Source organism: Comamonas kerstersii, from assembly GCF_008801935.1.
Taxonomy (GTDB): domain Bacteria; phylum Pseudomonadota; class Gammaproteobacteria; order Burkholderiales; family Burkholderiaceae_C; genus Comamonas; species Comamonas kerstersii.
In genome coordinates, this window is the sequence record NZ_VZOT01000008.1 from 106,105 (window position 1) to 120,980 (window position 14,876).

At 58.4% G+C, this 14,876-nt stretch carries 14 protein-coding genes; 3 read left to right on the forward strand and 11 right to left on the reverse strand.

The annotated features are described in order from the left end of the window. Positions 1-55 precede the first annotated feature (55 nt). From F7P80_RS12060 to lptF, 7 genes are all read right to left on the reverse strand, one after another. Positions 56-1,204, reverse strand: a complete 1,149-nt coding sequence (locus F7P80_RS12060; RefSeq protein ID WP_151045003.1) for a glycerate kinase — start codon at positions 1,202-1,204, stop codon at positions 56-58. A 16-nt stretch (positions 1,205-1,220) separates the two neighbouring features. After that, positions 1,221-2,555, reverse strand: a complete 1,335-nt coding sequence (locus F7P80_RS12065) for a GntP family permease (protein ID WP_151045005.1) — start codon at positions 2,553-2,555, stop codon at positions 1,221-1,223. A 335-nt stretch (positions 2,556-2,890) separates the two neighbouring features. Further along, positions 2,891-4,051, reverse strand: coding sequence for a pyridoxal phosphate-dependent aminotransferase (locus tag F7P80_RS12070; protein WP_054067132.1), 1,161 nt, complete (start codon positions 4,049-4,051; stop codon positions 2,891-2,893). A gap of 45 nt (positions 4,052-4,096) precedes the next feature. Further along, on the reverse strand, positions 4,097-5,038 hold the full coding sequence (locus tag F7P80_RS12075) for a CysB family HTH-type transcriptional regulator (protein WP_054067122.1): 942 nt from the start codon (positions 5,036-5,038) through the stop codon (positions 4,097-4,099). A gap of 61 nt (positions 5,039-5,099) precedes the next feature. Further along, positions 5,100-5,498, reverse strand: a complete 399-nt coding sequence (locus F7P80_RS12080) for a sirohydrochlorin chelatase (protein ID WP_151045007.1) — start codon at positions 5,496-5,498, stop codon at positions 5,100-5,102. Continuing rightward, positions 5,477-6,607 (reverse strand): LPS export ABC transporter permease LptG, encoded by a 1,131-nt coding sequence (gene lptG / locus F7P80_RS12085; RefSeq protein WP_151045009.1) that lies wholly within the window; start codon positions 6,605-6,607, stop codon positions 5,477-5,479. The genes F7P80_RS12080 and lptG overlap by 22 nt, the downstream gene beginning before the upstream one ends. After that, positions 6,604-7,701 carry an LPS export ABC transporter permease LptF gene (gene lptF, locus F7P80_RS12090; protein WP_058880424.1) on the reverse strand — a complete coding sequence of 366 codons (1,098 nt, stop codon included), beginning with the start codon at positions 7,699-7,701 and terminating at the stop codon, positions 6,604-6,606. The genes lptG and lptF overlap by 4 nt, the downstream gene beginning before the upstream one ends. A gap of 24 nt (positions 7,702-7,725) precedes the next feature. Between lptF and F7P80_RS12095 the strand changes: the two genes are divergently transcribed. Genes F7P80_RS12095 through F7P80_RS12105 form a run of 3 tightly spaced genes read left to right on the forward strand, consistent with a single transcriptional unit; the run spans position 7,726 to position 10,194 of the window. After that, entirely contained in the window at positions 7,726-9,267 is a 1,542-nt protein-coding gene (locus F7P80_RS12095) for a leucyl aminopeptidase (protein ID WP_151045011.1), read from the forward strand. Between the two features lie 16 nt (positions 9,268-9,283). Beyond that, positions 9,284-9,727, forward strand: a complete 444-nt coding sequence (locus F7P80_RS12100; RefSeq protein ID WP_054067126.1) for a DNA polymerase III subunit chi — start codon at positions 9,284-9,286, stop codon at positions 9,725-9,727. Then, positions 9,724-10,194, forward strand: a complete 471-nt coding sequence (locus F7P80_RS12105; RefSeq protein ID WP_151045013.1) for a flagellar biosynthesis protein FlhF — start codon at positions 9,724-9,726, stop codon at positions 10,192-10,194. Before F7P80_RS12100 ends, F7P80_RS12105 begins: the two co-directional genes overlap by 4 nt. Positions 10,195-10,211: 17 nt before the next feature. On the opposite strand, the gene F7P80_RS12110 is transcribed toward F7P80_RS12105, so the two are convergent. From F7P80_RS12110 to F7P80_RS12125, 4 genes are all read right to left on the reverse strand, one after another. Further along, positions 10,212-11,216 (reverse strand): D-2-hydroxyacid dehydrogenase family protein, encoded by a 1,005-nt coding sequence (locus F7P80_RS12110; RefSeq protein WP_151045021.1) that lies wholly within the window; start codon positions 11,214-11,216, stop codon positions 10,212-10,214. Between the two features lie 371 nt (positions 11,217-11,587). Further along, the gene (locus F7P80_RS12115; protein ID WP_054067135.1) at positions 11,588-12,382 is read right to left on the reverse strand and encodes an ABC transporter ATP-binding protein; all 795 of its coding nucleotides are present in this window, start codon (positions 12,380-12,382) and stop codon (positions 11,588-11,590) included. Positions 12,383-12,405: 23 nt separating this feature from the next. Further along, complete coding sequence (locus F7P80_RS12120) at positions 12,406-13,290, reverse strand: ABC transporter permease (RefSeq protein ID WP_054067128.1); 885 nt, start codon at positions 13,288-13,290, stop codon at positions 12,406-12,408. A gap of 76 nt (positions 13,291-13,366) precedes the next feature. Next, positions 13,367-14,338: an ABC transporter substrate-binding protein gene (locus F7P80_RS12125; protein ID WP_151045015.1), complete on the reverse strand. Its 972-nt coding sequence runs from the start codon at positions 14,336-14,338 to the stop codon at positions 13,367-13,369. Positions 14,339-14,876 lie beyond the last annotated feature (538 nt).

The window sequence follows — 14,876 nt, forward strand, 5'->3', positions numbered from 1 at the left end:
TTGATGCATAAAAAAGGGAGCTTTGAAAGCTCCCTTTGTGTTTTGCTGGACTGGCTCAGTGCTTGCCCAGACCCTGTCCCAAGGCCAGCATGGCGGCAATATTGCGCGCGCTGCTGCGTACATTGAATGCGGCTTCGGCCACGGCTTCCAGGATGTTGCAGGGGCGGCTGAGCACGCTGAAGATGGCGTGAATGCCATGTGCATGCACCACATGGGCGTTGTGCCCCAGGCTGCCAGCAATACCCACCACGGGCACGCCATGCTGGTGCGCAACGGTTGCCACGCCAAATGGGGTTTTGCCAAAAATGGTCTGCTGGTCGATGCGGCCTTCGCCGGTAATTACCAGGTCCGCGCCTTGCACGGCTTGGTGCAAGCCCACGGCCTGGGCAATGATTTCGCAGCCGGGGCGCAGCTGGCCTTGGAGCACGGCCAGCATGGCAGCGCCCATGCCGCCAGCAGCACCTGCGCCTGGCACTTGATCTACATCCACGCCCAGATCGCGCTGGAGAATGTGGGCAAAGTGATGCAGGCAGGCGTCCAGCTGCTGCACCATGTCTGGCGTTGCACCTTTTTGCGGGCCAAAGATGGCGGAAGCGCCGCGGGGGCCGGTCAACGGGTTGTCCACATCGCAGGCCACTTCAATGGTGCATGCGGCCAGACGTTGGTCTATGCCAGAGGCATCCATGCGTGCCAGCTGGGCCAGCGCTGCTCCGCCACGGGTGATGGATTGGCCGTGGGTATCCAGCAGCTGCACGCCCAGCGCCTGCAGCATGCCAGCGCCGCCATCGTTGGTAGCGCTGCCGCCCAGGCCCAGAATCAGGTGGCGTGCACCGGCATCCAGCGCGGCCAGGATGAGTTCCCCTGTGCCGTAGCTGGTCGTGAGCAGTGGGTTGCGCTGCTCGCGTGGCACCAGGGCCAGCCCGCTGGCTGCAGCCATCTCGATCATGGCCATGCGGCCGTCGCCTGACAGCGCATAGAAGGCCTGCACCGGCTGGCCGAGGGGGCCAGTGACCTGCACATCCACCATGCGGCCATTGGTGGCTTCGACCATGGCTTGCACCGTACCTTCGCCGCCATCGGCCATGGGCACTTTGACGTACTGGGCGTCAGGAAAGACTTCCTTGAAGCCCAGTTCAATCTGCGTAGCCACTTCCAGTGCAGACAGGCTTTCCTTGTAGGAGTCGGGAGCGATCACAATTTTCATGACAAGTACCCGTTGCTTACAGCATGAAAGCGCTGGCGGCCCAGATGCAGGCAAACGTGACCGTACCCATCACAATGGTCGAGGTGGTAAACACGCGCAGCGACTGCTGCATCTCGATGTTGGAGAACTTGGTCACCACCCAGAAGTAGGAGTCATTGGCGTGCGAGGCCACGATGGAGCCTGCACCAATGGCCAGGACAGCAAACAGACGGCCCATTTCGGAGTCCAGGCCAAAACTGGCCAGGCTGGGGGTGACGATGGCGGCGGTGGTCAGCGCTGCGACCGTGGACGAGCCCTGTGCGGTCTTGAGCAGCGCGGCGATGATGAATGGCACGAGCAGACCGACGGAAGCGCTGCCCAGTGCCTCACCCAGTGCAGTTCCCACGCCGGTTTCCCTGATCACGGCACCAAACATGCCGCCCGCTGCGGTGATGATGAGGATGGGGCCAGCCTTGACAATGGCTTGTTCCAGAACATCTGTAAAGTCGCCCTTTTTGCCACCGTTGCGGCTGAGCAGCCACAGACCACACAGCATGCCTGCCAGCAGGGCAATCACGGGGTTGCCCAGGAAATGCAGATAGACCGCAAAGCCGGTCTTCAGACCCAGGGTGGTCAGCAAGGTGGAAATAGAGATCAGCACCAGCGGCAGCACCACGGGCAGCAGTGCATGCGAGAAGGGGGGCAGGGGGCGGTCGCTCTGGAGTTCATCCACTTCCATGGCAGCAGGGGCGTAGTCTTGCCCTTTGCTCATGAAGTTGGCCCAGTAGTAGGCAGCCAGCAGACCGGGAATGGCAAAGATGACGCCGGCCAGAATGAACAGCCCGAGGTTGGCGCCCAGCGTATTCGCAGCCGCCAGCGCACCGGGGTGGGTAGGCACAAGGCAGTGCACGGCGTAGAGCGAAGAGCCCAAAATAGCCGCCATCAGCGGCATGGGGGTCCTGGATTTGGCGCTGATACTGCGCGCAATGCCGCTCAGAATGATGTAGCCCGTGTCACAGAAGATGGTCAGGCCCGGAATAAACCCCGTCCAGGCCAGCGCTGGCTTGGCATTGCGCTCACCGGCTTTTTTCAGAATATGGGTGGCAATGCTGAGCGCACCGCCGCTGCGCTCCATGCATACCGCAATGGCAGCACCAAAAATGATGATGAAGGAAATGCCGCCCAGCGTGTTGCCAAAGCTGGTTTTGAGCAGATCGATGACTTTTTCGACCGGCACATTGGTGGACAGCGCCAGCACAATGGACACGGCAAACAGCGAGCCAAAGACGCTGAATTTGACTTTCGCCGTGAGGTAGACAATGGCCACGATGCTCAGGGCCACAAGAAGTGAAGAGATAGCAATGCTGCTCATAGGTTATTTACCTGATTTTTGGGAAATCTTGCGCAGAGGGCGGCTTGCGTCTTCACGGCAGGTGCGGGCAGGGCGCTGGGCGGTGGCGGCAACCTGATAAGTCATGCACTGTGGGATTGCATGCTTGCCATCAAAAGCTATTATAGGAGCGGGCGCTCCTCTGGCTGAGCGGCTGCTGCCATGAAACCTGCATGAGCATTTGCCTGCATGCAGTTTATTTTTGAGAGCGGCTAGCGCTGATAAATCAAGCATTTGTGACATATAAGTACCTGAAAACAAGAAAGGGAGCGCGCTAGCAGCTCCCTTTTTGATATCAGCAGTCAGTGCTGCGTGTATTACAGCTTGCGCAGACGCTCAATCGCTGCCTGCAGGGTTGCATCCTGCTTGGCAAAGCAAAAGCGCACGACCTGCTGGTCAAAACCATCGCCATAGAAGGCAGACAGCGGAATGGCAGCCACGCCAATTTCCTTGACCAGCCACTGGCAGAAGTCGGACTCGTTCATGTCTGTCACGCCGGAAATATCTACGCACTGGAAATAGGTGCCAGTGGTGGGCAGGAGCTTCAGGCGCGTGCCGCGCAGCCCTTCGGCAAACAGATCGCGCTTGCGCTGGTAGAAGACAGGCAGGTCCAGATACGGGCTGGGGTCTGCCATATAGCTGGCCAGACCCATCTGCATGGGGGTGTTGACGGTGAACACATTGAACTGGTGCACCTTGCGGAACTCTGCCGTCAGTGCCGCAGGCGCGGCCACGGTGCCCACCTTCCAGCCCGTGACGTGGTAGGTCTTGCCAAAGCTGGACACGATAAAGGCCCGCGCTGCCAGCCCGGGAAAGCGCGCCGCGCTTTCGTGCTGGGCACCGTCAAACACCATGTGCTCGTACACCTCATCGCTGATGAGCAGCACATTGGTGGGGGCGAGCAGGTCTTCCAGCTGGCGCATTTCCTCAGCGGTCCAGATGGTGGCACTGGGGTTGTGCGGGGTGTTGATGATGAGCAGGCGCGTTTTGGGCGTGATGGCAGCGGCAATCTTGGCAAAGTCAGGGCGGAACGTACCGGGCGTGAGCGGCACGCGCACGACCACGCCGCCTGCCAGCTCGATGTTGGGTGCGTAGCTGTCGTAGCAAGGGTCCAGCACAATGACCTCATCGCCCGCATGCACGGTCGCCAGAATGGCGGTCAATATGGCTTGCGTGGCGCCTGCCGTGATGGTGATTTCGCTGTTCGCGTCATAGCGTTTGCCATGCAGGGCTTCGATCTTGGCAGCTACGGCTTCACGCAGGGGTGCGGCGCCGGGCATGGGGGGGTACTGGTTGTGACCTGCCTGCATGGCGGCAGTCACTGCATCCAGCAGCTTGGGGTCGCAACCAAAATCCGGGAAGCCCTGGCCCAGATTCACGGCCTGGTGCTCGTTCGCCAGTGCCGACATGACGGAAAAAATCGTGGTGCCTACATGGGGCAGCTTGCTGGGAAAAGTAGGGGTGACAGGTGTAGTCATGGCAAAAAAAGGGATGCCCAAGGCATCCCGTACAAAAGCAGGCAATCAGAGTTCGTAGTCGTTGACGTGACCGCTCATGGCACGCAGGATCAACTCGCGCGAGAGGCGGTCGCTCAGCGTCTCGGCAAACTTGTAGACAAAGTTGCGCAGATAGGCACCGCGCTTGAAGGCGACGCGCGCGACGCTCTGGCCAAACAGGTGGCCCAGTGGGCGCGAGACCAGATCTGGACCGGGGTCATCACGCATGGCCATCTCGGCCACGATGCCGATGCCCAGACCCAGACGCACATAGGTCTTGATCACGTCAGAGTCAATGGCTTCGAGCACGATGTGGGGCTCGATCTTGCGGGTGGCAAAGGCCGCATCTACCTTGCCACGGCCCGTGAAGGAGGGGTGGTAGGTAATCAGCGGTTCATTGGCCAGATCGTCCAGGCCAATGCGGTCCTTGGTAGCCAGGGGGTGGCTGGCGGGGACCACCAGCACGTGCTGCCATTCGTAGCAGGGCAGGGTGACCAGATCCGGATAGTCCGCCAGTGACTCGGTCGCCATGCCGATTTCTGCCACTTCATCGAGCACCATGCGCGCGACTTCGTGTGGGGTGGCCTGATGCAGGCTGATATTGACCTTGGGGTAGCTGGCGCGCAGCTTGGCCACTGCGTGCGGCAGCACATAGCGCGCCTGCGTGTGGGTGGTGGCAATACTGAGCGTGCCGCTGTCCTGCGCGCTGAACTGCTCGCCAATACGCTTGAGGTTGCCGACCTCACGCATGATGACTTCAATGCTCTTGAGCACGTGCTGGCCGGGCTCTGTGATGCGCTTGAGGCGCTTGCCATGGCGGGCAAAGATGTCAATGCCCAGCTCCTCTTCCAGCTCGATGATGGCTTTGGACACACCGGGCTGCGATGTGTGCAGCGCTTTGGCGGCTTCCGTGAGGTTGAGGTTGCGGCGCGCTGCTTCTTGCACGAATCGGAACTGGTGGAGGTTCATAAGAGGAAGGCTTTAACGATGTTTTGCTTATTATGAACGAAGCATCTAAAGATTTCCAATCTTATGCAATGTATTGTGCAGCAATGACTGCCAGCAGTTCGGTAACACGGGGGTCTTCACCCACGGCGGTAGCGATCTCGAACTCCACGGCAGGGTGCTGCTGGCGCAAGCCATCAACCAGCACGGGCAAGTCATTGCGTGCATGGCGCCCTGTGCCCAGGAACATGGGCAGGATGGTGATGTGCGTGCAGCCTTGGGCAATCAGGCCTTGGGCCGCCGTGGCAAGGTCGGGCTCCGTCAGCTCCAGATAGGCACATGCACACAAGGCATGCGGGTAACGTGCCTTGAGGGCCTGAGCTACCGCCTCAATGGGCTGACGCCACAGCGGATCGCGCGAACCATGGGCAAAGAAAATGACGCCCGCCCGGGCGTCTGTGTTCAGCGGCGCAGCACCAGCCATGTGAATGCCCCCAGTGAAAGCAGTGAGTAGATAAAGCCAGGGGCAGCAGCGGTCAGCATGGGTGACCAGTTCTGCAAATTGCCTGCATAGCCAAATACGTTGTTGAGCATGAAGAAGCTGATGCCCGCCATCACGCCACCAAACACATAGGCCGCAATGCCGCCGGAGCGAAAGTGCAGATAGGCAAAGGGCAGGGCCAGCACCACCATGACCAGGCAGCTCAGGGGGTAGAAAACCTTGCGCCAGAACTCGATTTCGTACTTCTGCGTGGACTGGTCATTGGCCTCCAGATGCTGAATGAACTGGAACAGCTCCAGCGTGGGCATGCGGTCAGGCTTGTTGACAGCGGCCATCAGCATGGCGGTCGTAATGCCAGTCTTCCATTGATAGCTGGGCAGCTGCTCACGCGCCATTTCCACAGCGTCTTCAATCTTGGCGGAGCCATCCTGGTACGCAAAACGTGTGATGCGCACCTGCTCCAGATTCCACAGGTTGTCTGTTTCTTCGACGTGGCCGTTTTGCGCATGGATTTGCCAGGTGATGCGGCCTTGCGGGTCAAAGTTGAAGATACGGATACCGGTGATGGCACCATCAGCACGCACGGTGCGGACGTTGACGGCCAGAGTGTCGCCATCGTTCTTTTCCTTGAGCCACGCGCCGGTTGCACCCGAGGTAGACACGCGACCCAGGTATTTGGCCTTGACAATCAGGCCCATGCGCTCTGCCGCCGGGGCAATATAGTCACCAACGGCAACGGTCAGCACCACAAAGCAGGCACCGATGGTGAGCATGGTGCGCAGCGCCAGCCAGGGCCCCAGACCGCTGGTCCGCATGATGGTGAATTCCGAGCTCTGGGCAAAGCGGGCCATCACAAAAATACTGCCAATCAGCACGGCAATGGGCAGCAGTTCGTACAGGTGGCTGGGGATGTCCAGTGTCACGGTCAGCAGTGCCATCCAGATGGTGTAGGTCACACCGCCGTAGTTGCGGCCCACGTTGCCCATTTCATCGAGCAGATCGAAGAAAAAGAACATGGCCAGAAAGGCCAGTGCCACAAAGCCCACGGCACTGAAAATATCGCGGTAAATGAGTTTGCGAAGTGTCTTCATGCTGCCACTCCACGGCGCTGAAAGAGATCTTTGAAACGCCAGCGTTTGTGGCGCAGGGTCAGCCCGAACACGGCGATGGCAAGCAGACCGCCATGAATGCCTAGCATGTATGTCAGCAGCGACATGCGGCCAGAAGCCACCCAGCTTTGGCCGATGCTCATGAGGTTGTAATAGACCACAAAGGTCAGCAAGGCCACGAGCAAGCTGCTGCTCTGCCCGGCACGTGGGTTCACGATGGTGATGACCAGCGCCAGGATCAGCAGGTTAAAAGCAGCCAGCGGCAGGCCGGCACGCCAGCCTGCTTCCGCCAGGTTGACAGCCGAGGGATTGCGAATCAGCTCCAGCGTAGACAAGGAGCGTGCGGTGACATAGGGGCGTACGGCACCGCCTTCTTCAAGGCGCAGCTTATAGACATCAAAGCGCGTCAGTTTCGTCTGGCCGGTGGCAGGGTCTGTCTCAAGGCGCTGACCGGCGGTGAGCACGGCATTGCGCGAGCCATCATCGGCTTGCTCGACGTGTGCGGTTTTAGACGATGTGACGAATTCGCGGCCCTGGCGGCGCTCCACGAGAAAAATATTGTTTGCAGCCTCATCAGAGACGCGGTCTTTGTCAATAAAGATCACGCGAGAGCCATCGGAGGATTCCTGAAACTCACCGGGCGCAATGCGATCAATATCGCTGCGCTGCTCAAACTGCGCGCGCAGCTGCTGAATCTGCTGGTTGCTCCAGGGCCAGACCAGCAAAGAGAGTGCTGCGATCACTGCAATAATCGGCCAGGCAAAACGCAAGATAGGGCGCAGCATGCTGGCCAGTCCCTGACCACTGGAAAACCAGATCGCCATTTCGCTGTCGCGGTACATGCGTGCCAATGTCCCTACCACTGCGACAAACAGGCTCAGTGTCAGAATGGTGGACATCTGTCCAAGCACGGTAAAGCCCATGACCAGCATGACGTCAGAAGGGCTGATGGTGCCTTTGGTGGCTTGGCCCAGGGTGCGGATCAGCATCATGGTCATCACCACGGTGATAAGCACCACCAAAGTGGCTCCGAAGCTGCGTCCCAGCTCCTTGCGTATGGATGAATCGAATAACATTGGCTGCAAAGGAAAATGCTGATTATGAACTTTGAACTGAAGGCTTTGAATCTGTCTGGCGCTGCCGCAGCAAAGTGTGATCTTCTTGTATTGTTGGTGCCTGAGTCCTTCAAGCCTGAACAAGACCCTTTGTCAGCACTGGTGCAAAGAGCCAGCAAGCACGGTGACTGGTCGCAGGCCGCTGGCAAATCGCTGCAGCTTTACCAGGCTGCAGGCGTGCAGGCGCGCCGTGTATTGTTGCTGGGTATTGGCGCGGCTTCGGTGCGCGATATCCGCAACGCCATGCAAAGCGCTGCTGCCTGCCTGAAGGCCGACGGTGTCAAGCATGCCCTCGTGTACCTGGCTGCAGTGGAAGATGCCGCCCAGGCCGTACGCACCAGCGTGCAATGCATTGCAGATACCAGCTATGTCTACACCCTGACCAAATCCAAGGTGACAAAGCCTGCCTTGAACAAGGTCACGCTGGGTGTACAGAACAAGGCGGCAGTCAATGCCGAATTTGAGCAGGCTGTGGCAGTCGCTCTGGGCCAGAGCCTGGCGAAAGAGTGGGGTAACCGCCCTGCCAACCATGCCACCCCCACCATGCTGGCGCAGGCGGCCAAGGACCTCGCCAAGCATGCAGCTATCCAGTGCAAGGTACACGGCCCCAAGGACGTGGAAAAGCTGGGCATGGGCGCCTTCATGGCCGTGGCCAAGGGCTCCAAAGAACCTCTGCAGTTGATTGAGCTGAGCTACAGCGGCGCGGCCAAGTCTGAGCCACCTGTGGTGCTGGTTGGCAAGGGCATTACCTTTGATACAGGCGGTATTTCCCTTAAGCCTGCGGCGGCCATGGACGAAATGAAGTTCGACATGTGCGGCGCTGCCAGCGTGCTGGGCGTGTTCCGTGCTTTGGCGGAACTCAAACCGGCCATCAATGTGGTCGGACTGATTCCTGCCTGCGAAAACATGCCCGATGGCGGCGCTGTCAAGCCTGGTGATGTGGTCACCAGCATGAGCGGCCAGACGATTGAAATTCTGAATACCGATGCCGAAGGTCGCCTGGTGCTGTGTGATGCGCTGACCTATGCCGAGCGCTTCAAGCCTGCGGCTGTGGTCGATATCGCTACGCTGACCGGTGCCTGCGTGATTGCATTGGGTGGTGTGCGCTCGGGCATGTATGCCAACCGTGACGATCTGGCGCAGGCACTGCAGCTGGCAGGTGACAAGAGCGATGACCTGTGCTGGCGCATGCCTCTGGATGACGATTACGCAGAAGGCCTGAAGAGCCATTTTGCGGACATGGGCAATGTGGCAGGTCGTGCGGGTGGCTCGATCACCGCCGCCAAGTTCCTGCAGCGCTTTGTGGGCAATATGCCCTGGGCACACTTGGACATCGCCGGTACGGCCTGGAAGGAAGGTGCTGCCAAGGGCGCAACCGGTCGCCCCGTGCCCTTGCTGGTGCAATACCTCGTGGATGCCGTGCAGTCCGCGCCTGCCAAAGCCAAGAAACCAGCTGCTGTGACCAAGGCCAAAACTGCCAGTGCTCCCAAGCGCAAGGCAAGTGCCAAGCCTGTAGTACAGGGCTGAGAGGGACTGAATACGCATGCCCAGCATTGCTTTTCACTTTAATGCGCCAGACAAGCTCGATTACGCGTGCCGCTTCATTCGGAAGGCATTGCGCCATGACGCACGTGTGACTGTGGTCGCTCCCATGGACCGTCTGCGTGCGCTGTCTGGTCGTCTGTGGAAGTTTGCCGGGCATGAGTTTCTGGCCCACGCAGTCTATGGCGATGACGCGCAGTTGTTTGCACTGGCTCCTGTCCATCTGGTTGAGCAAGCCATGCACAGCAGCTACCATGAGGTACTGCTGCACCTGGGTGAATACATGCCCGAAGGTCTGGAGGCCTTTGACCGGGTCGTAGAGGTGGTCTCCAGCTTTGACGAAGAGGACAGAGCACAGGCACGTCAGCGCTGGCGCGCCTATCAGCAGGCAGGCTATCAGATAGAGCGTTTTGATCTGGTACTGAAGGAAGGGCCATCTGCATGACGGCCATGAACCCACCGCGCCAGCCGCCGCGTTTTGTGCCAACCTTGACTGATGTGGTGGAAGTGCCACCTGCTGCACCTTCAGCACAGCCGGTGTCTGAAGCTTCTGCGCCTGCTACACCCGCAGTAGAAGAAGCAGCACGGGAAGTACTGGTCCCAGAGGCAACGCTGTCTGCTGAGGAGGCATTCATACCAGCTTCAGTCGAAGCTCAGGATGCCGCCATCCCTGCGAATGTGCTGGACAGTGCTGAAGCCACAGAGGCTTTACGCACACGCGTCATGGCACGGGTGCAGGCCAATCTGCAGGAGCGGCTGCATGCCACGCTGACAGAAGTCGTGCAGGAGCTGCAGACGCAAACCCTCTACAAGCTGCTGCGTGCAGAAATTGATGCCATGGTAGTCAATGCCGTGCAGGAAGCCGTAGCTCAGGAGCTGGAGCGGCTCAGGACCCGCTCACGCCACCCTTGATTCAGGCTGAGGCATCGTCAGCCAGGCAGCACTTGCGGATTCAGAATGTTGCTGGGCTGGCCCTGAACAAAATTCAGAATATTGTCAAAAGCAGCACCAAAGTACAGCTCATAGCTGTCTTGCTCGACATAGCCAATGTGGGGTGTGCAAATACAGTTCTCCATGCGCAGCAAGGCGTGCCCTTGCAAAATGGGCTCGCTCTCGAACACATCTACAGCTGCCAGTCCTGGCCTGCCCAGCTGTAAGGCCTTGACCAGGGCATCTGGTGCGATCAGCTCCGCACGTGCCGTATTGACGAGCAGGGCAGTGGGTTTCATCAGTGCCAGATCCTCGGGCTGCACAGTGTGCTGTGTCTCGGGGTGCAGCCGCAGGTGCAGGCTCAGCACATCGCTTTCGGCAAACAAGGCGGCCTTGCTCGCTGCAGCGCGAAAGCCATCGTTTTCAGCTTGCTGGCGCGAGGTTTCACTGCCCCACACCATGACATTCATGCCGAAAGCACGTCCATAACCTGCTACCAGGCGGCCAATGCGGCCATAACCCCATATGCCCAGCGTGCGGCCATGCAGGACCGTGCCCAGCGAGAAGTTAGCTGGCATGGATGCGGCCTTAAGGCCTGACTGTTGCCAGGCGCCATGCTTGAGGTTGGAGATGTACTGCGGCAGGCGACGCATGGCGCCCATGATCAGGGCCCAGGTCAGCTCAGCAGGCGCTGTCGGTGAACCCACGCCTTCAGCCACGGCAATGCCGTACTCAGTACATGCCTGCACATCCAGGTGCGGCCCTGCCTTGCCAACCTGCGCAATGAGTTTCAGGCGTGGCAGCTTTTGAAGCAGCTGGCGTGTAATCTGGGTGCGTTCCCGTATAAGCACGATGACATCTGCATCTCGCAAGCGCACTGCCAGCTGCCCAACGCCTTTGACTGAATTGGTAAAGACCTTGGTGTTAAAACCATCAAGCCGCGCAGCACACTGCAGCTTGCGCACTGCATCTTGGTAGTCGTCAAGAATGACAATGTTTTGGATGGTGTGGTGTTCGGAAATCACGGGTTGAGCGAGATACGTCTTGGCTGACCTGGGCAGGAAGAACAATTGCGCTGAAACGGGTGACAGCACCCTAACATGACAGGTCACTTTTGCAGAAAGCCTTCAGTCAGGTGCTGTAGTTATTGCACAAACATGGCAGCTTCTGGCCAAGCATGCCTTACGTCTGTCTGTAGCAGACGCTATTGTGATGGAAGGTCTTGCGTGAGCACGGAGCAGGCGTAAGTAACGGTACGCAGTGCAAGAGTTCTCTCCCAAGGCTTGTCAGATGTTGATGCTGCTGATAAACATAAAAATAGCTTCCAGCGCTTACACAGCAAGCGTTGGAAGCTATGATTTTTGGAGTTTATCAATCAGCTGAGCAGCAGGGCATCATCCGCCAGCTTTTCGCCACGCACTTTTTCAAACATGTGCAACAAGTCCGTGACATCCATTTGGGCGCGCTCTTTACCCGACACATCCAGCACCACCTGCCCTTGATGCAGCATGACAGTGCGCTCGCCCACATCCAGCGCTTGACGCATGGAGTGGGTCACCATCATGGTGGTCAGCTTACTTTCGGCCACGATGCGTTCGGTCAGCTGCAGTACAAAGTCGGCTGTACGGGGGTCCAGCGCTGCCGTGTGCTCATCCAGCAGCAAAATGCGCGAGGGCTGCAGGGCAGCCATGAGCAGGCTGACTGCCTGGCGCTGACCACCTGACAGCAGCCCTATGCGGTCGGTCAGGCGATTTTCCAGACCCAGTCCGAGGATCGCCAGACGCTCGCGGTACAGCTCACGGTGCTCCTTTTTAACGGCCAGTGATAGCCCGCGGGACACCCCTCGGCGATGGGCCAGTGCCATGTTTTCTTCAATGCTCAGATCTTCACAAGTACCTGCCATGGGGTCCTGAAACACACGCGCCACACGGTGTGCTCGGTCCCAGACAGGCTTGTGCGTCATGTCTTCACCCGCGATGGAAATGCTGCCCTTGTCGACAGCCTGGTCACCGGAGATGGTGTTCAGAAAGGTGGATTTACCCGCACCGTTGGAGCCGATGACGGTTACAAACTGACCGTCAGGAATGTCCAGCGACAGACCGCGCAGGGCGCGCGTCTCAATCGGAGTGCCGGGGTTGAAAGTAAGTTCGAGGTTTTTGGCGCTCAACATGATTCTTTTTCCCTTTGCACCCATTAAGACTTGCGGCGAAGCTTGCGCTTGAGCTGTGGAATCACCAGTGCGATGGTCACCAGTACGGCAGTGACCAGGTTCAGGTCCTGCGCTTTCAGGCCGATGAATTCACTGTTGAGCGCTGCGGCGATAAAGAAGCGGTAAACGATAGCGCCAATGACTACGGCCAGTGTGGCCCAGACGATTTTGCGCGACGGCAAAATGGACTCACCCACAATCACGGCAGCCAGACCAATCACGATGGTGCCAATGCCCATGGAGATGTCGGAGCCGCCCTGTGTCTGCACAAACATGGCGCCGGCCAGGCCTACCAGGGCATTGGAGATGGCCATGCCCAGCAGCACCATGCCCCCAGTATTGACCCCTTGTGCGCGGGCCATGCGTGCGTTAGAGCCTGTGGCGCGAATGGCAAGGCCGCGTTCGGTGGCAAAGAACCAGTCCAGCAGCAGCTTGGCTGCGATGACGATCAGCAGGAGCAGCAATGGGCGGAAGATGTAGTCGTCCACGCCCTCGGGTTGCAGCATGTTGAAGATCGTAGGGTCATTGATGAGGGGGACGTTCGGGCCGCCCATGATGCGCAGATTCACGGAGTACAGCGCAATCATCATCAGGATCGAAGCCAGCAGATCCATAATCTTGAGCTTGACGTTCAGCCAGCCCGTGATGGTGCCTGCAATAGCGCCTGCGGCAGTCGCTGCCAGTGTTGCCAGCCAGGGGTTAATGCCGGCAGCAATCAGCACTGCGCAGACAGCGCCGCCCAGGGGGAAGCTGCCATCTACGGTCAGATCCGGGAAGCGCAGCAAACGGAAGGAGATGTAAACACCCAGTGCCACCAGGGCGAAGATCAGGCCAATTTCTATGGCGCCGAACAGTGAGAACAGGGACATGAACGGGCAATCGGAAAGCGAATAAGAAAAAAGGCAGGGCCAGTGACTTGGCGCCTGCCTTGCTTGGCGCAGTGAATTACTTCACTACTTCGGCAGCACTCTTGATCAGGGCTTCAGACAGTTCGATTCCCTGTTTCTGTGCCGCAGCAGGATTGACGAACAGTTCCAGCTTGGTGCTGACCTCGGGCTTGATGCTGCCCGGTGCCTCACCCTTCAGAATACGGGCCACCACACGGCCTGTTTGCTCGCCCAGATCGCGGTAATTGATGCCATAGGCTGCTACAGCACCGCGCTTGACGGAGTCAGTGTCTGATGCAACCAGCGGAATCTTTGCGTCCTGGCCGACCTTGACCAGCGCTTCATAGGCAGAGACCACGTTGTTATCGGTAGAGGTGTAGATCACATCGACCTTGCCGACCAGGCTACGAGCTGCGCTGCTCACGTCCACGGAGCGAGGGGCTGCTGCTTCCACCAGCGTCATACCCATGGCGGGCAGGAGTTTCTGCAACTCCTTGACGACTACGACGGAGTTGGCTTCACCAGGGTTGTAGACCATGCCCACGCGCTTGGCATCAGGTACTACCTGTTTGACCAGATCCATCTGCTTGTCCAGTGCCAGCAGGTCAGATACACCAGTGACGTTGGTGCCGGAAGCTTCCCAGCTGGGCACCAGCTTGGCGGCGACTGGATCGGTCACGGCGGAGAACACCACAGGCACTGTCTTGGTGGCTGCCACTACAGCTTGTGCAGAAGGCGTGGCAATGGCAACGATGGCATCAGGCTTGTCACCGACAAATTTGCGCGCGATCTGCGCTGCGGTTCCGGTGTTGCCCTGAGCGCTCTGGTATTGCCATTTCAGATTCTTGCCACTTTCATAACCTGCTTCCTTCAGGGCAGCTTGTACGCCATCACGGACAGCATCCAGGGCAGGGTGTTCGACGATGGCCGTTACCGCCACAGACTTTTCCTGCGCGACGGCAGTACCTGTCAGGGATGCAATCGCTAGGACTACGACGGCACCCACAGGTGCCCAAGACTTGATGTTCATTCTTGATATCTCCACCGCTGTTATCCAGCCAAGATGGCTGTTTACTTCACCAAGCAAAGTCTGGGCCAATGACCAGACAAGCCAAACAAGTCTAAGTCAGTCTGTCAGGGCTCTGTACATGGCAAGCCTTGTTTTGTGACAGATTGCCTACGTTGTACAGACTATGTGCATGGCATACAAAAATGTGTAATGCATTTTGCAGACAGCGAAGGGAGCATGCAAGAAAAAATTGTGCTGAACAAGTTTTTTGCAGTTTATGAGCTAGCACTCAGGCTTTGTCGGGATCGAGGTGAAGCCGCAAGAGCGTCCGCCATGGAGTGCCTGTGCGCTGTATGGGACAGCCCAGGCTGGGCATCGAAGATTTTTCATCCATAAACAGGGTGGGATTTGCGATTCGGAATCGTCTTAGTTCGAACAAGGTGCCCATTTCATAACATTCGTCTGTGCCCAACAAATTGAGTCAAAAAAAAGCGAATCAGGCTAAGACGAAATTTAGAAGGCGTTTCTAACCTTTAACCATGAATATGGAGCAAAAAAT